Annotated in this window: 20 protein-coding genes; all 20 read right to left on the minus strand. The window is 48.2% G+C overall.

The window, feature by feature from the left end; all coding sequences use genetic code 11:
* Positions 1 to 2 precede the first annotated feature (2 nt).
* The 20 genes from NQ564_RS12230 to NQ564_RS12325 all read right to left on the minus strand — a co-directional run bounded on the left by NQ564_RS12230 (position 3) and on the right by NQ564_RS12325 (position 21,248).
* Positions 3 to 1,379: an alpha/beta hydrolase gene (locus NQ564_RS12230; RefSeq protein WP_008151584.1), complete on the minus strand. Its 1,377-nt coding sequence runs from the start codon at positions 1,377 to 1,379 to the stop codon at positions 3 to 5.
* Between the two features lie 12 nt (positions 1,380 to 1,391).
* Positions 1,392 to 1,814, minus strand: a complete 423-nt coding sequence (locus NQ564_RS12235) for an META domain-containing protein (protein ID WP_008151587.1) — start codon at positions 1,812 to 1,814, stop codon at positions 1,392 to 1,394.
* A 1-nt stretch (position 1,815) separates the two neighbouring features.
* Positions 1,816 to 2,160, minus strand: a complete 345-nt coding sequence (locus NQ564_RS12240; RefSeq protein ID WP_081450233.1) for a DUF3795 domain-containing protein — start codon at positions 2,158 to 2,160, stop codon at positions 1,816 to 1,818.
* 2 nt (positions 2,161 to 2,162) lie between these two features.
* A complete protein-coding gene (locus NQ564_RS12245; protein ID WP_227963154.1) occupies positions 2,163 to 2,579 on the minus strand; it encodes a DUF3795 domain-containing protein in 417 nt (138 codons plus the stop codon).
* A 21-nt stretch (positions 2,580 to 2,600) separates the two neighbouring features.
* Complete coding sequence (locus NQ564_RS12250) at positions 2,601 to 3,974, minus strand: MATE family efflux transporter (RefSeq protein ID WP_008151593.1); 1,374 nt, start codon at positions 3,972 to 3,974, stop codon at positions 2,601 to 2,603.
* A 111-nt stretch (positions 3,975 to 4,085) separates the two neighbouring features.
* A complete protein-coding gene (locus NQ564_RS12255; RefSeq protein ID WP_008151595.1) occupies positions 4,086 to 5,444 on the minus strand; it encodes a M56 family metallopeptidase in 1,359 nt (452 codons plus the stop codon).
* A 2-nt stretch (positions 5,445 to 5,446) separates the two neighbouring features.
* Positions 5,447 to 5,812, minus strand: a complete 366-nt coding sequence (locus tag NQ564_RS12260; RefSeq protein WP_039848322.1) for a BlaI/MecI/CopY family transcriptional regulator — start codon at positions 5,810 to 5,812, stop codon at positions 5,447 to 5,449.
* A 166-nt stretch (positions 5,813 to 5,978) separates the two neighbouring features.
* Positions 5,979 to 6,344, minus strand: coding sequence for a VOC family protein (locus NQ564_RS12265; protein WP_008151598.1), 366 nt, complete (start codon positions 6,342 to 6,344; stop codon positions 5,979 to 5,981).
* A gap of 94 nt (positions 6,345 to 6,438) precedes the next feature.
* Entirely contained in the window at positions 6,439 to 7,245 is an 807-nt protein-coding gene (locus tag NQ564_RS12270; RefSeq protein WP_008151600.1) for an EFR1 family ferrodoxin, read from the minus strand.
* The gene (locus NQ564_RS12275) at positions 7,242 to 7,871 is read right to left on the minus strand and encodes a hypothetical protein (protein WP_008151602.1); all 630 of its coding nucleotides are present in this window, start codon (positions 7,869 to 7,871) and stop codon (positions 7,242 to 7,244) included. Before NQ564_RS12275 ends, NQ564_RS12270 begins: the two co-directional genes overlap by 4 nt.
* Complete coding sequence (locus NQ564_RS12280) at positions 7,868 to 8,467, minus strand: TetR/AcrR family transcriptional regulator (RefSeq protein ID WP_008151604.1); 600 nt, start codon at positions 8,465 to 8,467, stop codon at positions 7,868 to 7,870. The genes NQ564_RS12275 and NQ564_RS12280 overlap by 4 nt, the downstream gene beginning before the upstream one ends.
* Positions 8,468 to 8,549: 82 nt before the next feature.
* Positions 8,550 to 9,350, minus strand: coding sequence for an AraC family transcriptional regulator (locus NQ564_RS12285; RefSeq protein ID WP_008151605.1), 801 nt, complete (start codon positions 9,348 to 9,350; stop codon positions 8,550 to 8,552).
* A gap of 64 nt (positions 9,351 to 9,414) precedes the next feature.
* Entirely contained in the window at positions 9,415 to 9,834 is a 420-nt protein-coding gene (locus tag NQ564_RS12290; protein ID WP_008151607.1) for a pyridoxamine 5'-phosphate oxidase family protein, read from the minus strand.
* Positions 9,835 to 9,845: 11 nt separating this feature from the next.
* A complete protein-coding gene (locus tag NQ564_RS12295; RefSeq protein ID WP_008151609.1) occupies positions 9,846 to 10,526 on the minus strand; it encodes a zinc ribbon domain-containing protein in 681 nt (226 codons plus the stop codon).
* A gap of 9 nt (positions 10,527 to 10,535) precedes the next feature.
* Positions 10,536 to 11,432, minus strand: coding sequence for a class A beta-lactamase (gene bla / locus NQ564_RS12300; protein ID WP_129650136.1), 897 nt, complete (start codon positions 11,430 to 11,432; stop codon positions 10,536 to 10,538).
* Positions 11,429 to 12,088 (minus strand): hypothetical protein, encoded by a 660-nt coding sequence (locus tag NQ564_RS12305; protein ID WP_039848323.1) that lies wholly within the window; start codon positions 12,086 to 12,088, stop codon positions 11,429 to 11,431. The genes bla and NQ564_RS12305 overlap by 4 nt, the downstream gene beginning before the upstream one ends.
* Positions 12,089 to 12,108: 20 nt before the next feature.
* The gene (locus NQ564_RS12310) at positions 12,109 to 12,480 is read right to left on the minus strand and encodes a BlaI/MecI/CopY family transcriptional regulator (protein ID WP_008151615.1); all 372 of its coding nucleotides are present in this window, start codon (positions 12,478 to 12,480) and stop codon (positions 12,109 to 12,111) included.
* 183 nt (positions 12,481 to 12,663) lie between these two features.
* The gene (locus NQ564_RS12315) at positions 12,664 to 18,477 is read right to left on the minus strand and encodes an N-6 DNA methylase (protein WP_129650138.1); all 5,814 of its coding nucleotides are present in this window, start codon (positions 18,475 to 18,477) and stop codon (positions 12,664 to 12,666) included.
* A complete protein-coding gene (locus NQ564_RS12320; protein ID WP_129650140.1) occupies positions 18,467 to 18,919 on the minus strand; it encodes a DUF1896 domain-containing protein in 453 nt (150 codons plus the stop codon). Before NQ564_RS12320 ends, NQ564_RS12315 begins: the two co-directional genes overlap by 11 nt.
* Before the next feature lie 238 nt (positions 18,920 to 19,157).
* Entirely contained in the window at positions 19,158 to 21,248 is a 2,091-nt protein-coding gene (locus NQ564_RS12325) for a type IA DNA topoisomerase (protein WP_129650142.1), read from the minus strand.
* Positions 21,249 to 21,264: the final 16 nt, after the last annotated feature.

Here is a 21,264-nt window from a genome sequence, read left to right on the forward strand (position 1 = left end):
ATTTAACGAGGTTTGAAGGAGATAAAATCAACAATGTCCTGAAGGACTTCAGGGGAGATTGTTTCCTCGATTGTACCGTATTCCTGTACCGCTCCTGTTTGAGCGTACTGGAAAAGGTGATTAAGTCCGGGATAAAGTTTCACGGTCGCTTTCGGGGCGAGTCGTTGCATTTGAGGCATATTCAGTTCCGGGCGAACTTGTATATCCTTTTCTCCGTATAATACGAATACCGGGCAATCCGTATCTGCAATGCTTTCCGTCGGTGAAAAACTGATATAGTAATTTAGCCAACGGTTAGTGTCAGAGGCGATCTTTGTCAGATTGGATTTTAATGATGTGTGAACTGGTGTATTCTCCCAATTTGCACATATAGCCTCAATATTGCCAACAGCCACACTATCCCCCTTGGTTATTTTAAGCTCATACATCTTATGCAATGCTTCAACATAATCCGATACAATATTCGCCGGCATGTTGCCCTGTTCCAGCATTGTGGCACTCTGGTCTATCAAAACCGAGTCACCTCGGACCGCCTGTGCGCCAATGGCAATAATGAAATTCGGATTTGAGAATAACCCCGGATTGTTATCAGCTCCCAACATGAACGCTACTGCCGCACCCTCACTATGCCCCAGTATTCCCACATTCTTGAATTTCATTTCTTTGCGCAGGTATTCCATTGCCGTTTTCGCATCTCGTGCAAAATCTTCAGTGGTGGCATTTTTACCGTCGCCTGTTGATTCTCCATATCCTCTGTCATCATATCGTAAGGTTGCAATGCCGTTTCGGGCAAGGTAATCTGCGATGACAGCAAACGGCTTATGTCCGTATATTTCTTCATCGCGGTTTTGTAGTCCGCTACCGGTAATCATTACGACAACCGGAGTTGTCTCATTAAAACTCTTAGGCAAGGAAAGTGATCCTGCGAGAGTAACACCATCTGATAAGTTGTTGAAACGAACCTCTTTCGTAATGTATGGATATGGTGGTTTAGGTGTTTGAGGTCGCTTTAATTTCTCGATGCCCAGAGATAATTCAAGGTCGGTACTCATTGTTCCTTGTGTGCATTTTCCAATGAGTTTACCATCTTGTTTGCGTCCGGCAAATGTCAATCCTATGCGTCTAACTGTCACATTTACAGAATCAGCCGAAATGAAATTCACTTCTCCGGCTATTCCGTATGCACCTTGATCCGGAGAATCAAGCGTAACTGACGGTTTACTATCTTCGCTTGTCTTGAAATTGAAAACAATCTTTAACTCCACTTGCGGAGTTATTTTCAACGTACCATGCCATGTCCCCGAAATATTATCATCGGAAGCCATGATGTTTAGAACGGAATAGATGGCTAAAATAGCTACGATTATCATTCTTTTCATTGTATTGGCCTGTTATTTTGTTAGTTCCATAAGTATATGACCATTATCATCTTTCAACACCAAGATGGAATCGTCCGTGATTTCGTATGATTTGATACTGGGCAGAATAAATACTATGCTCCGTTCTATCATCATGTTATCGCAAGCCAGTTCGGTAAAGGATATACTGGAGAATTTCAAGGAGTTTTTGCTTTTTTCAAAACTGCCGGAAATTGTATTGCAGTCGGTGATACAGGAGAATACTCCGGTGTTATCCAACTGCAATATATACTCTGATTCCTCGTTTACTTGTGTCAGTCCGTATGACGAAGTGGCGATACAGTTGTATTTTTGAAGTCGCCATTTCCTGTACAGGGCATTATCTGATGGGGCATCGCACGAGCCAACCAATATGGCTAATGCAAGTATTATTACTGTAAAAGTGCTTATTCTCATATCATTTATGTTTTATCGTCTGGCATTTTCTCCTACTCATTTCCTCGGCATACGCTATTTCTCCATGTTCCCGTATATAGCTGATACAAGCCGGGCGGTCGGAGTTAAAGAGCAACGCGAACACTTTGCTTATAAAGTTGGAATAGATTTTACACTCCCTTATGTCACGCTCACACTCGGCACAGGTATGATAGCCTTTGCTTATGCAGCACTGGCGGATTTTACACCACGATGCTTTCTGGTTATTCTTACATCCGGGGCATTTGCCGGACAAGAATTTGCGACACGCTCCACAATACAGCCCACAAGCGGCTATATTATCCTTACTTACTGTTATACTTTCCATATTCAATATTTTCTATCTGTATGTTTTTTGCCACAGCCATCACATATCCCGTCATGAACAGATATGACACCACCGCAATCGGAGCAAGTCCAACGAACCTTTTCTCTTTGCAGAAATTTTTCAATACCATTTTCTCCGATAAAAGCGAGATTGCCCATAAGCGATTCTATCATCGGATAGGCGTTGGCATACCAGCACTCCTTATCGACAATCTCCCTGCACGGGTATTGAGGACATTTGTCACAAAACCCGTCATGTAGAGTTTTCCGTATTTCGCACTTTACAATCTTGCACAGATTGGCGCAATACTCACCTTTGTATCCCTCATTCCGGCATCCGACACAAGGGCTGTCTTTTCGTAGTGCTTCGCTGCACACAGCGCAGTTCAACCCGCACGGGGCAATCATATTTCTATCCATGATCTAATTCTATTAAACTTGTTAAATTGCATCCATTGCAAGTTTCTTAGACCGCTGCCTATATCTGAGATAAACTGAGACTGTCAAGATGCAGGCGATGAAATCAGCCAAAGGAATACTTAGCCAGACTCCGTCAAGCCTCAAATCAAACATTTCAGGCAGCAGAAATATCAAGGGAATGAAAAATCCTATTTGGCGTATGAGCGACAAGACAATACTTGTTTTCGGCTTGCCGATAGACTGGAAAAAGTTTGTTATCATAGTCTGCATGGCCATAACCGGAAACATCAAGGCACAGATACGAAGACCTGCTACTGCAATGTCATTAAGTGCAGTTTCGTTTGAGAACAACTGTATAATCGGGCGAGCCCCCATTTCACACAATAAAAACACGGAGAACATGAAAGCAAAAGCTATTGTCAACCCGGTGTTCATGGCTTTGTCAACCCGTTCTGTCTGACCGGCTCCGAAATTGTACCCTATGATGGGCTGCATACCGACAGCCAAACCGATAATTATCATTGAGAACAGCATATAGATTCGGCTGACTATGCCGTATGCCCCAATCGCAAAGTCACCACCGTAAAATCCGAATCTGTTAATAAGGGCAATGCTTATGGATGCCGAGCAAAGATTCAATATAAACGGCGGTGTCCCCAGTTTCATGATTTCTCCGGATAGACGGAAGTTGCACCTGAAACGGCTTCGCTGAAAATGTATTTTATTTGATTTCGATGAGAAGTGCCTTACGACCCATACAAGTCCGACTACCTGCGATATGACTGTGGACATGGAGGCCCCCTTGATGCCAAACTCAAATACAAATATGAATATTGGTGTCAAAACCAGATTTAGCCCGACGGTCAGCAGAGTGGACTCCAATGATTTTTTGGGGAAACCGTTTCCGCGAAGCAAGTTGTTAAGGCTCAAAAACAGGAATGTTATCGGATTGGCGCAGAGCAATATCTCAATGTACTCCTGTGCATACGGAAGCGTGGCTTCACTGGCTCCGAAGAAGTGCAGTACAACATCCAGATTGAGATATGTGATCCATCCCGTCAGGACGCTGATTACGAAACCAAAAATCACCACGGTATGCAGAATATCGGCCGCCTGTTCATATTGTCTGCGTCCCAGACTTATGGAAGTCAACGTGGTTCCGCCGATTCCGACAAGCGTATTGAAAGCAATCAGGCAATTCATCATAGGAAAAGTGACCGCAAGCCCGGAGATCGCCAGTGTCCCGACACCGTTTCCGATGAATATACTGTCAATCAGATTATACAGTGATACGGCAGCCAGATTGATTATGGCCGGTATGGAATATTGAAGCACCAACTTTCCCATTGGAGCTGTTTGAAGCTGGCGGTATTTCTCTTGTGATACGTCTTGCATTATCCGGATGACTTTTTCATTATTAATGATACAGGGTATGCCGTACTGTAAGATACGGCATACTCCAAGGATCAGATAAGATATTTGTACTATTGGTATTTCTTCCTGTTTTTATTCGCCGTTTGATGACCAATATTCGTTGCAAATATAGTAATTGAACTCCAGCGTATAGCTTGATTCCGTCGGCAGCCCGCTATTTAGTCCGGGGTGGAATTTTGGAAGCATACGCACTACACGCAGAGCTTCGGCATCAAGTGTCTTGCCTGAGCTTTTAACGATTTGGGCATCCTTTACAACTCCGTCTTTGGCGATGGTAAGCTGCACGACGGCATCCATATTAAGAACGCCGTCTTTGTATGCAGTTGCAGGGAAGGAGATGTTTTTATTGATAAAGGCTCTCAGCTTGTCCTTGCCGCCGGGGAAGTTGGGGGCGGTCTCTGTCCTGATGAATGTCACGGCATCGTCCGCATCCGCTTTCTCCGTGACCACCACATCGGAATTTCTCTCTGTCACGCGAATGGTGGAATCGGATTTTTCGCTAATTTTGTAGCGCAGATCCTCCACCGGCGTAGCGGCAGATACTTCGTTGATTACTGCTGACACCGCAGGGGTGGCCAGACCAATTAACGCGAGTGCCATTGCAGGCACCATGACAAAGGCACGCACACGGGCTTTGCCTGTCGGTTTGCTGGATAACATCATAGTTATACGTTTTTTAAGTGAACTGTGATTGAGACAGTTGGAAAGAGTTGCGAACCTTGCTCCAACTGTCTTTTTTATTAGAAACATCTGATACTCTTCTCGTTTTACGCCCGATGCAAGCACACGGCTGTCGGCTTCATACTCATGGAGGGTATGAAGCTCATTGCGCAGAAGCCATATAGCGGGACAATACCAAGTGATAATAATCGCAGCCTGCATAAGAAGCAAGTCAATCCAATGGCGACATTCTATATGCGCTTTTTCATGGCGGACTATCATCTGCCCGAACTCGTACCAGTCACGTCTTGGCATCATGATATATCCGCACCATGCAAACGGGGCGACGCTGTTATGGCGATGAAGTATAATGCGGCAGTCATCCTGTTTGATATGCTCACCTTTGAGAATGAACAGTGCCAACCGTGCAAGTGAAACGAGGAAATAGAGAGTCATGGCAATAACCCCTATAAGGTAAAGTGTGACTATATAATCCCATATCGGAGTGATTTGTTCTGATACCGTATTGGCAATATAGGCAACATCGACCGGATTAAAAGCGATTTCAACATTATTTTCCACAATATCCGCTACCCCAAAAGGATTCAGAATAAACACCGGGAGAATAAAAGAGATACCTACGCAAGAAAGCAACAGAATCCGATTGAACCGGAAACAGCCCAAGTTGGCAAGGGCGCATTTGTACACCACCCAGACAACAATCAAGAGGGTGCTTGCCAATAATGAATATGCCAAGAATATGCCTGCCATTGTTATTCCTTTCCTCTGTTAGATATTTGCAATATTATTTCCTTAGCCTCTTCATCGCTATATTCCTCGCTTTTAATCAAGAAGTTCACAACATTCTGAATGGAATTGTCGAAATACCGCCTAATGACACTCTTCAGATTTTGTCCACAATAATCTTCCCGCTCTATTATGGGGAAATATATGAAGCCTGTGCTTTCAACTTTGTGGTTGAGATAGCCTTTCTGTTCGAGAAATTTCACGAATGTGGCTACCGTAGTCCGGCTTGGACGCGGCTCATTGTGAAGGGCAACGACATCCCGAACCGAGAGTGCCCCGCTTTCCCAAAAGAAGTTCATCACTTCTTCTTCTCTTTCTGTTAATGGCTTCATATCTTCCATTTACATGTAGTCTAATTTCATTAGACGATTCAATAATGCAAAGTTAGTCTAAATTATTTAGACAACAAAATAATATGGCAGAAAAATTTGATTATAGAATACAGACAGTGAAGAAAACCAGATGGTTCTCTCCACTGTTACCTACGTTCACAGCTCTTTACTTATCGCCATAAAGTCCGATGCGGTTGCCGACAGGATCGGCGATGATGGCGAAGTAACCCCAACCGTCAACCTGAATCTTGGTCTTGGGAGTTACGAGCGTCGCGCCGTTATCCAATGCAGTTTTCACGCTGGCATCCAAATCTTTTGTCTGGAGATACACCAACACGCCTCCGTTAGAGGGTGAGAAACCGGGAAACGAGGGGGCCGAGGAGATTGAGCAAACACTCTTGCCGTCTTTCATAAGACAGGCCATTTTCTCGTCGCCGAACTGCGACACTTCCAGCTTTTCGCCGAAGAGTGCCTGATAGAACGCCACCGACTTGTCGAAGTCATTGGTGGGGATTTCAAAAAATGCAATCATACTTTTTATTATTTAATTAGTACGCTGCAAAATTACAGCGACATCGTAGCCTGTGATAGTAAAAAGCGGACATCTTGTGTTAGGTGGAAAAGACCTACTGCTGATTATCTTCATTGTTATAACTGTTCTGCAATTTGTCGCTGAATGATTCTCTGAGAGCTATCCGAAATCCATTCAAGAAAGATTCATGGATATATATTGAAGAAGTCGGACAGTTGTCAGCGCACAGCCGGCACTGGATGCAATTTTTCTCGTCAGTCGGTAAAACCGTATCTTTTAGTGCGAATATGTGCATCGGACAAATCTTGATACATTTCCCGCAATTTATACAAGTAGAGGTATTTAGGAACACCACCTTGTTACCCGCTATTATATCTGAAACTTTACGGCGTATCGTAATGCCCTCCGAATATCCGGTAACCGGATCTTTATAGATAAGAGCCAACGGATGCAACTTCCATCGAAGTTTTTCCGCAAATAGTCTTGCCTTGAACCTATCTCGTTCATTCGGTCTGGCTTTATTGTAGCCGTCCATAAGAACCCACGGCCCGGTGCGGTCAAATCCCCGGCAAGAAAACTCTCCGGCTATAATTCCACCTTTTGCCTCGACGATTTTTCTGAGTGGCTTATGATATGCTCCCAAGAAAGGTCTGCAACGGGTGGAGAATACGAACACATTTTTGCCTTTAAGATTTTGACTTGAAACAAATCGTTGAAGTCGTATATCGTGAGCGGCAAAGTTTATAGCGGAGCCAAAGCCGATAAGGTCATAATCCGATAGGTCGATTGCCGGATTGCTGTCGATAGATACCAATTCAGCAGACAGGGCTTCCGCCATGCTTTTAGCAATCTTCAACGTGTTGCCTTTATACGAGGAACGATAGAATATTATTGCCTTCATTTTGCGACTGATATTTTCGTTTCCGAGGTTCCGGAGCCTCCATTTACACCTTTATATCCCACAAACATCAGAGAACTCGTGTCAAAGTAATAATTACAGCTCCAGAAAGCCGACATAAAGCCGGTAAGACTGACTTCTATTCTTTCCGCGTTCTTTCCGTCGAACTTCTCAGCTCCTTTCTTGGTTGCCGACATGGTATATAGTTTTATGTTGTCGGGGCGAAAACACTCATATTCCATAGACTTACCGTTTTTCAGAGTCAGCCCCGCATTATAGGCAATGTTCTGATACCACGGCTTGCCTTTACTTTTCACTGTCTTAGAAATATGTTTCCCATTGAACTTGCCGGATATGGAATATATCCCTTTGCACAAGCTGACAGTCAGATTGGTGTTTGATGAAGCATCCGCTATCTTCCATGCCTCGGTTTTATATCCGCTTCCTAAGATATACTCATGCTTCTCACCACCTTGAACCGTATGCAGGTATATCTTTCCATCCTTGTGTTCCTCCGTCCATTTGATAGACGTTTTTATCTTGCCACAGGTGGAAATGTAGTTTCTTTCCTGCGCCATTGCAAAAACTGTAAGAAACAGCGTAAGTGCTATTGTAATGATATGTTTCATAGATTGTTGTCAAAGATAAAGTCCACATACTTGGAAATCATAGCTTCCATTCTTTCCCATGCTTCCGGCTTACTGAAATCTATGCCGTTGATTTTGTGGTATTGCCTTGTGAAAAGGACAATATAGTTGATTGCGGATATGATTATGGCAATCGACATATTGTTGTCACCACCCCGATCCAAAAACTTATTCAGTTCCTCCTGCAATTTATGACCGATACGCTCACGTTCTTCGATGATACCCTTGAAAGACGAATGACCTGAAAGTTCCCATACAAGAAGCTCTTGCATGAGAACATTATCTTTTAGATAGCTAAGCTGACACATAAGCACATCCTTAACAATCTGCTTTATGTTACCGTCTTTGGCTCGTTTGATGGTATCAATAAACTCCGAATAGGCAAACGAATAATAGTCATGACGCTTTGCCCATTCCACGAGCAAACCATCCAATCCACCGAAATAGCGATAAATCAAAACCTTATCGCATCCGGCTTGATTAGCGATGCGATTAACTCCGATTTTGGTAAAACCGTCGTTCTCTACGATATGGCTCACGGCTTCAAGGAGCCTCTTTTCTGTTTCTTTCAATTCCATTTTACATAATGTCACTAAATGGTGACAAAATTATAAAAATAATCGGTGACAACCAAATATAAGGTTGTATAAACGCTATTTTTCAGAATGTAAAATAGTCAGAAACAGGAGAGTATCGAGCAATATACTCTTTCGGTGTGTAGCCGGAGAATAGCTTGAATTCTTTAATCATATGGGATTGGTCGGTGTACCCACATTCGTATGACAGTTGGGCAAAACCTATTCCCGGATTATGTTGCAAGACGGATAAAGTGCGTTGCAACCTGATAATGCGCAGGAAGTCCTTTGGGGTAGTCCCGATGTGTTCTGAAAAGACACGGCAAAACTGCTTTTCGCTCAGACACGCTATATCGGCAAGCCCCTTGATGTTTGTTTGGACTGAATTGTTGATATGACGTACTACTGCGGCAAGCCTCGGTATATTATAGTTGTTTTCCAATAGCAACCGGCTTAACAGGAATTGTTCTATGAGGTCAATGGAGATTTCAAGATTGTCGGCATCTTCTATTTTCTTTGCCAAATCCGACAGCTCGATGTCCTCCATATCCAGTATTGGAATGTTCATATCACGGAACAGACTTACGGGGAGATGAAAAAAGATTTTTGCGGTGTGGGGTTGAAACACAGCCACTATCATCTCAATATTGCCAGTGGAAATCACATCTGTAAATCCCGTTTCCTGTCCGCTGATAAACCAACGCGGCTGTAATTCATCACGGTTCGTGACTTTGAGCCTGTCGCCACGATGAAACACAAGTGACATACAGCCTGTCGGCAAAGTGCGTTGCGACACTATGCCTAAGGTACTATCCTGCAATGTCCAGTAATACCGTATAAACGGTTTCAGTGCAGGCGTTGGCTGTATGATTCTGAATTTCTGCATCCCGCAAAATTACAACATGATTATTTCCGATGATAGTAAAAAACGGACATTGGTGTTATATGTCTCACTCAACCGTAAATTCCTCTGAATGATAGTTGCTGTAAAAACGACCTGATATGGCGGTAAATTTAAGCACACAATAATCGGGATCGGTGACACCTTGTGGGTAGTATTCAGTATCCCCGTCACGCCAAATCATTTCCTTGCTTTCAGCATCGGTCAGAACTTCCATTGTGCCGCGAAGCATTGCCCCTCTGAAAAAACGGTTGTCACAGAAATAGACACACGCTTTATTGTCAGACAGGAATTGACGTACACGCATTGACGACGTATTGGTTGTGAAGTAGAATACTTTTATCCCTTCTCTTCTCCGGGGTTGAAGCATTGCCTTGACATTCGGATAGCCTTGTTCATCGACGGAGCCGATGAAAGCAGTTTTTAATTTGTCCGCCATATTGCCGACGGTTTGCTCCGGATTTTTCATAATTTATGTGATTATATGGAGATGTGAGCAAATTCGCGGTTTATCCAGATGGTAGCCTCATTTCCGATAAAACGGATAAGCACATAGTTCGGATCTGCCGGGCCGCCGGGAAAGTAATTTATAAAATACTCCTGCCACATCAGTTTACGGGTTTCATCATCCGTAATGATTTCGACCGTGCCGCGCAACGCAACACTGTCGCCATAAAACGAGTAAGAAAGCCCGGCTTTGGGATTGAGCCTGAAATCGGCAACCTTTTCGGAGTCTGCTGCGGTCACTATCCAAACCTCATTGCATCCTAACGAGTGAATTTTATCCAATGGCACAGGGCGCGGAAAACCGTCCGCATTGACCGATGCCAACGTAACCTCTTTGCACTGCGAAAGTAGGTGTGTAGCTTTTTCAATCAAACTTCTTTCATCTTTCTCTTTCCAGCGTTTGAGTGTTGGGAAGATTTGTTGCATGTGAGCCTTTGCTTGTTGGGGCGTAAGATTCCAACCCGTTTCCTTGTTAATCTGGTCGGTAAACTGAGTGCAGAACTCTATCATCTGACTCATGTTGACATCTTGTAGGAAAACACCTCCTTTGTAGCAGTAGCCACAATAGTCCTCGCTTTTGCTTCCGTCTGAATTTGTGCCGATGTTACCATCTACAAGAGGCATACCGCAGCTTTGACAAAATTTCTGTTCCATATTCTTATCTTATTTTTGTTTAGTCAAACGTTTCCAAACTATCTTGGAAATCTCGGCAATTATGGCTGATGTCGCTGCCATGTCGTAACCAGAATCAGCAACAAACACAGCAATTGAATACCTTGTGCCGTTAGGCAAATTTACATATCCACAATCATTTACTGCTGATATGCGACCTTCGGGTGTCGGAAATCCCGTACCTGTCTTATGCCCTATTGTTGCATTAGTAGGCAAAAGGGGTAAAGCAAGCCTGTCAAGCCCCGTGCGACACTGTTTAAGCATGACGGATATTTCAGAATATGACTGTGATGCGTTTCTCATTTCGTTGTTAAACCTGTCAAAGAGTTGCGCCATTGCCAAGGGGGTGGTACGGTTAAGGTAACTTAGATATGGATCACGGTGCATATCTTCTTCCGAGGCTCCGATTACAATTTCATCAGAGATGCCTATCTGCCTCATTTTTGATGTTGCACCGGATACCCCGCCGACACAATTCAGTAGTATATCCGCTGCATTGTTGTCACTCTCCACCAACGACCATTCAAGCAGTTCTCTTACAGTCATGGCATTTCGACTCTTACCATACTTTTTTAGCATAGGGCTATAAGTGTCCTCTTTCAATGATTTCCCGCTGAATGTGACGGTATCGCTCAGGGACATATTGTTCGTATCTACCCAATTGGCAACCGTCAGAGCCAGCGGAAATTTGACTACGCTCATCATCGGGAAATCCCGATTACCGTTGACAGATACGGTGTCTTTGCCATTGATAATGATCGCGATACCTATCCGGGCATCTTTCCCTTTGATATACTCTTGCAAAGCATTCTCTATCGCCTTGTTTCCACCAGCGAAGGCAGGCGATATAAAAGACAGATATATAATTATAAACAGCAACTTCCTCATTTTGAATGCAGTTTGTTTCTAATTAGCATACAGGCATGAATATGAGCCATCCAATGCTCGGAAAACGGCATAAGAATCAGTCCTTTCAAATCCTCACCACACCAATAATCTATCAACCATTTCGCATTATCGGATTGGCTTACTACACATAAGGACTCAAGACGTAATTTATCTTCGATTGTAAATCTACGCTTCAAATCTGCGAATACCAGATTCTTGAGCATAAGCTCCGTATTAGCTTTGACCTTTGTAGAGTATTGATATAGTGCCTCTAAATCCAATTTCTCCGAAAAGTCACCGATACGCTGTTTTACAAGTTCATTGCCGGTAGTTATTATCGGAGAACCGATGCGCTCTTGAAAATTCTCGGAAAAGAATATTTGGTCATCTCCGTTAATCAGAGCATGGCTGACAATATCCTCAATACGGAATATATGCCAGATGGAATAAGCGATTGTCTTGCTGTGAAAGCCATTCTCTCCTATGAATGGCATAGCATTAAAATCATCACGACATAATTCCGCCTTTAATTGCAATATGGCATTGAACAATCGTTTACGCAACAGCAACAAATTTTCAATTCCCAAATGAAATGTGCTTTCATTGGAGATTTCAACCTTGACTTTACCGAATAGTTCCAATAGTTCGTTACCCATATTCATATTGTATTTCAGTCCTATTCTTGGCGGTTGCCTTCGATTACCTGATTTATCAAATCACGGACTTCATCATCCGACATTTTCCTATCTCTTACAAGTGTGCTAATCACACCACGAATGGAGTTATTGAAATATCGCTGAACAACATTTTTAAGATTGTTGCCACAATACTCCTCTCTTTCAATAAGGGGGTAATAGATAAATCCGTTATTTCCTGCCGGCTTGTGGCCTAAAAAGCCCTTCTCGACAAGAAACTTCACAAATGTAGATATGGCGGTTCGACTTGGATGGGGTTCGGGATAAGTGGCGATAATCTCCTTAACGGTAGCTTCACCCTTATCCCAAAACTTGTTCATCACCTCTTCTTCACGCTTGGTAAGTTGCTCCATAAATCTTGTAATTAGATAATGATATGCAAAATTAGTCTAAATAAATTAGTCAAGCAAGCAAATACGGTTATTTTTATAATTTATAAGCAAACGTGATTATTACGACAATGAAATTTGTAGATTAATGAATGAAAAATGAAGCAAGAGGATGATATTAGATAATTATCCCTCTTGCTTCATTATTTACATTTTAATCCCTTTTGGTCGGTTTTCATCCTTGAATTGAAACCCCGGCCGCCCGATGATGATATGGTCGGCAATGAAATTGCCAGACGGACTTCGTTCATCCACCGGGCTGCGTATCTGCGGTGCATCTTCGATGTGTTGTGCTGGTACGTTCCGTACATCTCCCGCATCCGGCTTGACCTCCTGTCCTCCTTTTTCGGCGACATCGGGTGTAGGCGGCGCAAGTTCCAGCTGTATCTTTCGGTCAAGTACGGCAAGTTCGGACTTCAACTGTTTCAGTTCGTCCTCCTTCTTCCACACCTTGCCGGCTATCTCCTGCAACTGCGGAATATCCCTTTCCAATGCCTCGTTTTTTGCCTTATACTGGTCGATTGTGGAAGGTATCTTCTCCAGCGCATTCAGAAAATTGCGTGCGGCGGCTACCGGGTCTGCCATCGCCAGATGCCCGTTGTTGTAGGTGTACTTGTAGTTTCCCTCCACCACGAAGCGGTTGTCGGTAAATTCCAGCCCCTCTTTGAGTATTCTCTCGCTGACAACCTTTATTGGAAAGCCGTAAAGTTCCCCGACAGGCTTGTACAATCCGCCCGTCGTGGCATTCTTGGCTATCTCCTGCAAACGCTTTCCAATAACTTTTTCGTCGGTTGAATCCACGCCGTCCACCTTGACAATATTAAGGCGACTACCTTCCTTATCAGTCTGCACAACGGAAAGAAAACGGTTCCAGTCCTCCGTCATGGCTTCGATGACAGCCGTGTTGTTGCGCAGTTCCCCCGTCTTGGCTTCCAGCTTGAACTCCGAATCGCGCTTGCCCTTGTTGAACGACTTGCGTTCCCCTTCAAGCGATGCGATACGTTTCTCCAGTTTCGCCTTGTCCAAAAGGTCGGTATTGCCGGAGAGCAACGCCATGTACTCCGAGAAGTTCATGCCCGATTTCTCGTCCATAGCCCCCTCGTCGATGGTACGTGCGCCCATCGCTCCGCTTTTGAGCTGCGAGATGAACGTCTGCTTGCAGTGCAGCAGGTTGAACTTGTAGCTGTCCAGCGACTTTTCCACCGCATAGATGATGACATCCACATTGTTCCCGGCAAAACGCTTGGCAATCTCGTTGCCTGCTCTAACTCCCCGTCCGTCACGCTGTTGTAGGTCGGACGGTCGCCAAGGCGTATCCAAATGATGGATGGTGACACACCTTTTCTGCGCGTTCACACCCGTTCCGAGCATGGAGGTGGAACCGAACAGCACACGCACCGTTCCGGCGTTCATGGCGTCTATCACCCCCTTGCGTGCTTTGTCGGTCTTGCACTCCTGAATGAATCGCACTTCGCTTGCCGGGATGCCGTAGTCCTCCGTCAGCTTCCGCTTTATCTCGCTGTACACGTTCCATCCGTCGCCCGGCTGGTACGTTCCCAGATCCGAGAACACGAACTGCGTGCCTTTCTGCGCGTCGTATTTGTGGTAATACTCCGCAATCGTCTTGGCACAGTGGGAAGCCTTGTTGTCTGGGTGGTCTTCGTAGTTCGAGTCTATCATGCGCATATCAAGAGCCATCTTGCGGGCGTAGTCGGTGGCGATAAGCATCTTCGCCTTCTCCTCCGTTTCCGACAGGGGCGGTCTGCCCAGCAGCGTGGCGTCACCCGTCTTGGCGAACTGCATCAGCTTTTGGATGAAGTCCTCCTGCTCCGGCGTCGGCGGTATGTGGTGCAGTATCTCGTTCTTGTGCGGACGGTCCACGCCCACGTCCTCCGCTGTGCGGTAGTCTGTTATCTCGTTGTAGAAGGCGGCAAGCTCCGGCACTTTGATGAAGTAGCGGAAACGCTCCTTCTGCACCACGTTGTTCGTCACGTTGAACTCGAAATCGGTCGTCTTCTTGGCGAAGATAGCCGCCCACGCGTCAAAGCACCTAATGTCCTGCCGTTCCAGTTCTTTCGGGCGCAGATACTTGAAGAGCAGGTACAGTTCCGTCAGCGAGTTGCTGATGGTCGTGCCGGATAGGAACGTAGCCCCCAAGTCCTTTCCAGTGCGCTCCTGTATGGTGCGGATGGCAAAGAGCATGTTCAGGGCTTTCTGGCTTCCTTCCGAGTTTCCCAAACCCGCCACACGGTCGTGCCGCGTGTTGAAAGTCAAGTTCTTGAATTGATGGCTCTCGTCAATGAAGATATGGTCGATGCCCATCTGCTTGAAGTCCACCACGTCGTCCGTGCGCGACTTGATGGCGTGTTCCACCTTCTCCAGCTTCGCTTCAAGGTTGTGCTTGCGCTTTTCCAGACCTTTCAGCATCGCCCTCGACACGTTCTTGCCCTGCTGCCGCAGCACTTCGAGGTTTTCCTCCACCGTGTCAAGCTCCGCTTGCAGGATGCGCTGCTGCAACTCCGGCGACTGCGGTATCTTGCCGAACTGGTCGTGCGACATGATGACGCAATCGTAGTCGTTGTTCTTGATGTTGTTGAAGAAACGCACGCGGTTGGCGGTCGAGAAGTCCTTCTCCGAGGCATAGAGAATCCGCGCGTTCGGGTATGCCGCCTGATAGGTGGCGGCAATCTCCGCGACATTGGCTTTCAGCCCGATAATCATCGGCTTGTGCGCCAAGTTCAGACGCTTCATCTCATGCGCTGCAATACACATTATCAGCGTTTTACCGGTTCCCACTTCGTGGTCGCAGATACCACCGCCGTTCTGTTTAAGCATCCAGACGCAATCCATCTGCGACGGATAGACGCTCTTGATGCCCCGGCTTGCCAATCCTTTCAGATTGAGGTCGGGAAACGTCTGGTGCGATCCGTCATACTTCGGGCGCACGAAACAGTTGAACTTGCGGTTATACATTGTCGTAAGCCGTTCCTTGAACTGCGGCGACTGCTCTTCCAGCCATTCCGAGAACCCGTTACGGATTTCGTCAATCTTGGCGTTGGCGAGCTGTATGCCCTCGCTGTCGCGCACTTTGATGTCGTTGCCATGCTCGTCTTTGCCGATGGACTTCATCATGTCCGGGCAGGTGTTGTGCAGGGCGTGTTTCAACAGGTGCATGCCGTCATAGTTCCGGTAATAGCCCTTCACTAAAAACTCGTCCGTGATTTTCATGGTGCGGTAGCCGCACGCCACCGAAAATTCGTCCATGCTTGCGGAGTAGGCGATTTTCACGTCCGTGTCAAAAAGACGGCTCATGTAGGCGGCATATACGCCCGTCGGAATCCAGCGTTCCCCGAAATTGAAGTCGAGGTCCTCAAAGGCGATGCGCGGCGGCTCGGCTTCTTTCAGAGCCTCCAACGCCTGCTTCACTTCCGGCATACGTCCGTTTTCGGGGTTGTCGCCTATCCATGCTTCGATGCGTTCCGCCTTCTCTATCACGTTCCCGGCGATGAACCTGTCCTTTATCTCGTAACCGGTTACGAGCGGGTTGTAGAAGATGCGTCCTTTGAGGGCGTCAAGCAATCCCTCCTCCGTGCTGTCGGTTATCTCCCGCATATAGTCGAGATTGACCGTGCCGAACTTGTTGAGCGATGCGGATAACGCCTCTTCGGGAGAGTTTACGATGGCATGGCTCTCCACAGAGAAGGAAACGGGACGCTCGAAAATGCCCGCCTTGACGAACCTGCCGTTCTCCGCCCGTTCCAGCGAAAGGATGTCGCGTCCGGCGGCATCCATCATCACCAGTTTCACGTTATGCTTGGCATTGAGGTTGCCGTAGCGCATGACAAACTCATCGTAGCAGGTGTTCAACGCTCCGCGTTGCGCAGACCCTTCATCGTGATACTCCGCCTCGTAGCGGTAAAGCCGCTCGTATGAATCACGGAGTGACACATACAACATCGCTTTCTCCTTCTGGTAGCCGGTCAGGTCAAGCGGTTGGAATGTTGCGCCGTAAGGCGTGAGGTCCTTCAAATAACCGAGATTGCGTGAAGTATCCAGTACCATAGAGCCGTCACGGTAGTGCGGCTCCAGCAGACCATTGAACGGACGGGGAGAAAGGTCGAGAGGTTCCTCCTTCGGCTTTTCCGTTTCCATTTCGGGAAAAAGGGAGGTTGCAGCCGTTTCCGTTGCGGGAGCGGCAGGAGTGGCGGCAACTTCCGGCTGCGTTTCGGGTTGCCGTGTTTCCTGCTCCGGTGCGGCTTTCACGTCCGGGACATGCTGCCGTTTCTCCTGATGCTGTGCCGCCAGCCTGCGAAGTTCCTTGCGTCGCTCCGGCGTGAGGTCCATCATCATTTCATAGAAGCCGTTGATGGGCGGGTTGGTATCCCAATCCAAAGTGGCGTAAATATCTTCAGGTTCGCTTTGCTTCCCGACATTTTCCGGCTTTGCATCCTTGCTTTCGATTACAGGCTTGACGGATTCAACAGGAGGAACAGCCGTAACCGGCGGCTTCGGTTTAGGAATGGCACGCCTTGCCGGGCTTTCCTTTTTCGCCGTCTTTTTCTTCTTGGAGGGTGCTTCCTGCTTGCGGACTTCCTCGGTCATGCCCCAGAGGTCGAGCAGGGAGAGCTGCACGCCCTCCGAATAATCGGGGCGGCGCGGTTCTATCTCCGGCTTTTCTTCCTCCGGCTGCGGTGTTACCGCTTCGGGTTTCGCTGCCATTTCATGACGTGGCTGTATCTCAGGAGTGACAACCGGTGTGGAAATGGTTTCTGTCACCGTGCTTTTCCCTTGTGCCGGACGCAGGCTGTGCATTTCATATAGTTCTTTGTCAAACTGATGCAACTCAATATCCAGATGTTCCCGCAAGTCCTCCGCCATTTGCCCGATGCCGCCCCTGTGTAGGAGCTGATAGGCAGGTTTCCCGTAAGGGTCTGTGCCTCTGATTAAATCCGTATTGGAAAGAGAGCTGATGCTCCATACATACCCGTTCACGGAAGTGCCGATAGGTGTCTGTTCGGTCTGCATGAAAAGTTTCTCGTTGTAGTACAGCTCCCGTTTCTTGCCGCTGTTCTTTTGCAGGATAATCAGGTCGCTGCCCACTTCCGTACCCGCGTTGTCCGTGAAGAGGTTGTTCGGCAGGCGTGCGACACCCACCAGATTGGCTTGGCTCATCATGTACTCGCGTATGGGCGCGTTGGACGGTGCGTCCAGCACCCCCTGCGAAGTGATGAACGCCACGATGCCGCCCTCACGCACCGCGTCAAGGCTTTTCAGGAAGAAGTAGTTGTGTATTGCCTTCTGTGCGGAACGCCTTGCCGGGTCTTGGCTTCCTGTAAACTCCGGGTCGAACACAGCCACGTCGCCGAACGGGATGTTCGAGATGGCAAGGTCGAAATAGTCCGTGAAGGGCTTCTCTATCTTCTCGAATCCCTGCACCCTTACCTTTTGGTCGGGATGCAGGTGTCCCAATATCTTGCCCGTCATCAGGTCTTTCTCGAAAGCCATGATGTCCGCGTCCGGCTTGTTTTCCAGCACGGCATCCACGAATGCGCCCACGCCCGCCGACGGCTCCAGCACACGGTCGGGACGTATGCCGTGTTCATGCAGAGCCTCCGCAATCGTGCAGGTTATCTCCGGCGGTGTGTAGAAAGCGGTCAGCACGGACTGCTTCATGGCATCCACGTACCGCTTGTACTCCGTATCGTCCTTGCTGTTTTCACGCATCAGCCTGTGCAGCTCCACCGTCGGGGCAAACAGTTCGAGGTCCGATTTCGCCCAATGCACGGCATCCGTCAGTTCCTTTGCCGGGTTCAGTATGCACTTCAACCCGCCGAAACCGCAATACTTCCGAAGTATGGCTTGTTCCTCGGCGGTTGCCGTCCTCCGTTCCCTGTCAAGGATGAATGCCGTCCGTATCGCCTCGATGTTGTCCCGCAGCCGTTGTTTGCGGTTAAACGCCATATTCCCCGATATAAAGGACGACGGCTCCCGTCAGCTCCGTGTAGAGCAGGTCGTATTCGGGCGACAGGGCGAAATTGTCGTCCGAAAGGTCATAAGCGGAGAATACATTACCGACAGGCGGCAGCAGCTTTCGGATGAAGGCCTCGCGTTTCTTTTCCGGCACTTCTTCGGCAAACTCGTTTTCCACGACTTCGCGGAGGATGGCGTACTTGGAATAGCGAAGCCCCCGCAGGAGCGTGTCCATCGCCAACTCCTGCGCCCCTTCGGGCGGATAGCCTTCGAGCCGCGCACGCTCATACGTTTCGACGGCACGGTCGGCACGCTCCCGGATGAAGGCATCGTCGGAAGCCTGTTCAAACCTGTTCGTGCGGAGGTAGTCCAGCAGGTACAGACCGTAATAGGAAAAGTCGGTCTGACCCTCGTTTTTCTTCTTGTTGTTCATTACTTTGGAATTTAGTGGGTTGATAATGACGTGGATAATCGTCTGGAAAGGAGAAAGAAAAGGCACTCGGTATCCCTCCGAGTGCCACCACTAAATCCAAAGTATGAGTGTAATCCGGTATCGAAGAACAATTCATTACTCTGAACCAGTGGCAAAGGTAGTGCAAATCGAAGACAATACGAAATAAACCCGTTTATTTCTATTGTTGAGGTGCAGCCTACTTTCTCAAAAGTTAATACTATTTCTTCCGTCCTGAAAATTTCTTGGTCGTTTTCCTTTCGGGGAACACGAAAGTCGTGTTATAGTCCCCGTCAAAGGCGACTATGGCATTAAAGCTCTTGCCCTGCTTGCTCTTGAAGCCTTTGAGCAGCTTCGTATGCCCGTCGGTGAGCAGGTCTTTGATTTCGTCGTCGGAAAGGGTGCGGTTCGCTTTCAGGCGGAACACGGGCAGCCCGCACTCCGCGTTGTCGCAGCGTACCACCTTGCAGTAGAACTGCATGCTGCCCGTCCCGCACTTGGGACACTTGCAGCCGGAATCCCTGCGGGAGAACAGCTTGTCGCACGAGAGCAGTTCGGAGGTGATTTCACGTGTGTACGCCTCTATCTCCCTGCGGAAGGTGTCGGCGGGCAGTTCCCCACGCTCAATACGTGCCAGATTCTTCTCCCATTCGCCCGTCATGGCTACGTCGGCGATGCGCATCGTCTTCACGACCGAATAGAGGGCAAGCCCTTTTTCAGTCGGCACAAGCGATTTCTTGCAGCGTTCCATGTAGCCGCGCTTGAAGAGCGTTTCGATGATGGCGGCACGGGTGGCGGGCGTGCCGATGCCGCAGTCCTTCAACGCCTGACGCAATGCGTCGTCCTCTATGTCTTTGCCCGCCGTTTCCATTGCCGACAAAAGTGTCGCTTCGGTATGCAGCGGCTTGGGTTTGGTCTTGCCCTCCGTGGTGGAGCAGCCTTTCAGCGTCAGCGTGTCGCCTTCCCGCCAGCCGGGGATGGCGGTTTCTTCTTTGTCCTCCCCGCCATAGACGGCACGCCATCCGGCTTGCCTGATGACGCTGCCTTTCACCGTGAACTCCACTCCGGCACACTCCGCCGTGACGGTGGCGGTGTCCTTGACGCATTTTTCGGAGAAAGCCTCAATCATGCGCCCGGCAACCATCTGATAAATGATGCTGTCCTCTTTGGAGAGGAACAGCGGCTTCTCGCCAGTGACGAGCAGGGCGTGGTGGTCCGTCACCTTGCCGCCGTCCACACTGCGGCGTGTCGGCTGCGCTTTCGCCTGCACCTTGCCTTTCCATTCGGGCAAAGCCCCGATGAAGGCGAACAGCTTGGGGATTTCAGCGAACACGTCTTCGGGGATGTAGCGGCTTCCGGTTCGCGGATAGGTGATGAGTTTCTTCTCGTAGAGCTTCTGCGCGATTTCAAGCGTCTGTTCCGCCGTGAAGCCGTGCTTGGCGTTGGCTTCCTTTTGGAGCGTGGTCAGGTCGTACAGGAGCGGTGTTTCCTCCGTCTTCTCCTTGCGTTCGGCTTTCGTGACGGTGGCTGTGCCTGCCGACTTCACCTTATCATACAGTTCCGTCGCAGGCTCTTTCTCTTTCCATTTTTCGGAAGAGGAAAACTTCACCGTTCCTTCATCGCAACCGTCCGTTGCGATATGGAGCTGCCAGAAGGCTTCGGGCGTGAAACGGCGGTTCTCCCAGTAGCGTGCGCACACCATCGCCAGCGTGGGTGTCTGCACCCGTCCGACGGAGTACGTGCCGTGTCCGGCGGCGATGGAGAGTGCCTGCGTGCCGTTGATGCCCACGAGCCAGTCTGATTCGCTCCGCGCTTTGGCGGCAAGATAGAGGCTGTCGTACCTGCTGCCGTCTTCGAGGTTGCGCAGCCCATCGCGGATAGCCTTGTCAGTAAGCGAGCTTATCCACAGGCGCACGAACGGGGTGGTGCATCCGGTGTAATGGTAGAGGTAGCGGAAAATAAGCTCACCCTCGCGCCCTGCATCGGTCGCCACGATGATCTGTTCGCTTCTGTTGAACAGGGTGGCGATAACCTTTATCTGCGCCGCCACACCGCTGTCGGGCTTGTAACCCTTCTCCGTCTTGGTCTGGCGGGGGACGAGCGTGAAGGTGTCGGGGATGACGGGCAGGTTGTCACGGACGAAGCCGCGTATGCCGTAGCCGTCGGGCATGGCAAGCTGCACGAGGTGTCCGAACGCCCATGTCACGGCGTAGCCGCCTCCCTCGAAATATCCTTCCTCTCTCTTTGTCGCGCCCACGATGCGGGCGATCTCACGTGCCACAGACGGCTTTTCTGCAATGATTGTCTTCATATTCTTCTGTCGTTTT

This window comes from Parabacteroides johnsonii DSM 18315 (genome assembly GCF_025151045.1).
In the GTDB taxonomy this organism is placed as follows: domain Bacteria; phylum Bacteroidota; class Bacteroidia; order Bacteroidales; family Tannerellaceae; genus Parabacteroides; species Parabacteroides johnsonii.

Coding starts and splice junctions, on each gene's coding strand:
- NQ564_RS12280 (WP_008151604.1), bottom strand. CDS start 8,467: ATGGAATTGAAAGAAACAGAAAAGAGGCTCCTTGAAGCCGTGAGCCAT.
- NQ564_RS12235 (WP_008151587.1), bottom strand. CDS start 1,814: ATGAGAATAAGCACTTTTACAGTAATAATACTTGCATTAGCCATATTG.
- NQ564_RS12305 (WP_039848323.1), bottom strand. CDS start 12,088: ATGGGTAACGAACTATTGGAACTATTCGGTAAAGTCAAGGTTGAAATC.
- NQ564_RS12255 (WP_008151595.1), bottom strand. CDS start 5,444: ATGGCAGGCATATTCTTGGCATATTCATTATTGGCAAGCACCCTCTTG.
- NQ564_RS12295 (WP_008151609.1), bottom strand. CDS start 10,526: ATGGAACAGAAATTTTGTCAAAGCTGCGGTATGCCTCTTGTAGATGGT.
- NQ564_RS12265 (WP_008151598.1), bottom strand. CDS start 6,344: ATGATTGCATTTTTTGAAATCCCCACCAATGACTTCGACAAGTCGGTG.
- NQ564_RS12230 (WP_008151584.1), bottom strand. CDS start 1,379: ATGAAAAGAATGATAATCGTAGCTATTTTAGCCATCTATTCCGTTCTA.
- NQ564_RS12250 (WP_008151593.1), bottom strand. CDS start 3,974: ATGCAAGACGTATCACAAGAGAAATACCGCCAGCTTCAAACAGCTCCA.
- NQ564_RS12315 (WP_129650138.1), bottom strand. CDS start 18,477: ATGGCGTTTAACCGCAAACAACGGCTGCGGGACAACATCGAGGCGATA.
- NQ564_RS12320 (WP_129650140.1), bottom strand. CDS start 18,919: ATGAACAACAAGAAGAAAAACGAGGGTCAGACCGACTTTTCCTATTAC.
- NQ564_RS12275 (WP_008151602.1), bottom strand. CDS start 7,871: ATGAAACATATCATTACAATAGCACTTACGCTGTTTCTTACAGTTTTT.
- NQ564_RS12285 (WP_008151605.1), bottom strand. CDS start 9,350: ATGCAGAAATTCAGAATCATACAGCCAACGCCTGCACTGAAACCGTTT.
- NQ564_RS12270 (WP_008151600.1), bottom strand. CDS start 7,245: ATGAAGGCAATAATATTCTATCGTTCCTCGTATAAAGGCAACACGTTG.
- NQ564_RS12260 (WP_039848322.1), bottom strand. CDS start 5,812: ATGAAGCCATTAACAGAAAGAGAAGAAGAAGTGATGAACTTCTTTTGG.
- NQ564_RS12290 (WP_008151607.1), bottom strand. CDS start 9,834: ATGAAAAATCCGGAGCAAACCGTCGGCAATATGGCGGACAAATTAAAA.
- NQ564_RS12310 (WP_008151615.1), bottom strand. CDS start 12,480: ATGGAGCAACTTACCAAGCGTGAAGAAGAGGTGATGAACAAGTTTTGG.
- bla (WP_129650136.1), bottom strand. CDS start 11,432: ATGAGGAAGTTGCTGTTTATAATTATATATCTGTCTTTTATATCGCCT.
- NQ564_RS12245 (WP_227963154.1), bottom strand. CDS start 2,579: ATGGATAGAAATATGATTGCCCCGTGCGGGTTGAACTGCGCTGTGTGC.
- NQ564_RS12325 (WP_129650142.1), bottom strand. CDS start 21,248: ATGAAGACAATCATTGCAGAAAAGCCGTCTGTGGCACGTGAGATCGCC.
- NQ564_RS12240 (WP_081450233.1), bottom strand. CDS start 2,160: ATGGAAAGTATAACAGTAAGTAAGGATAATATAGCCGCTTGTGGGCTG.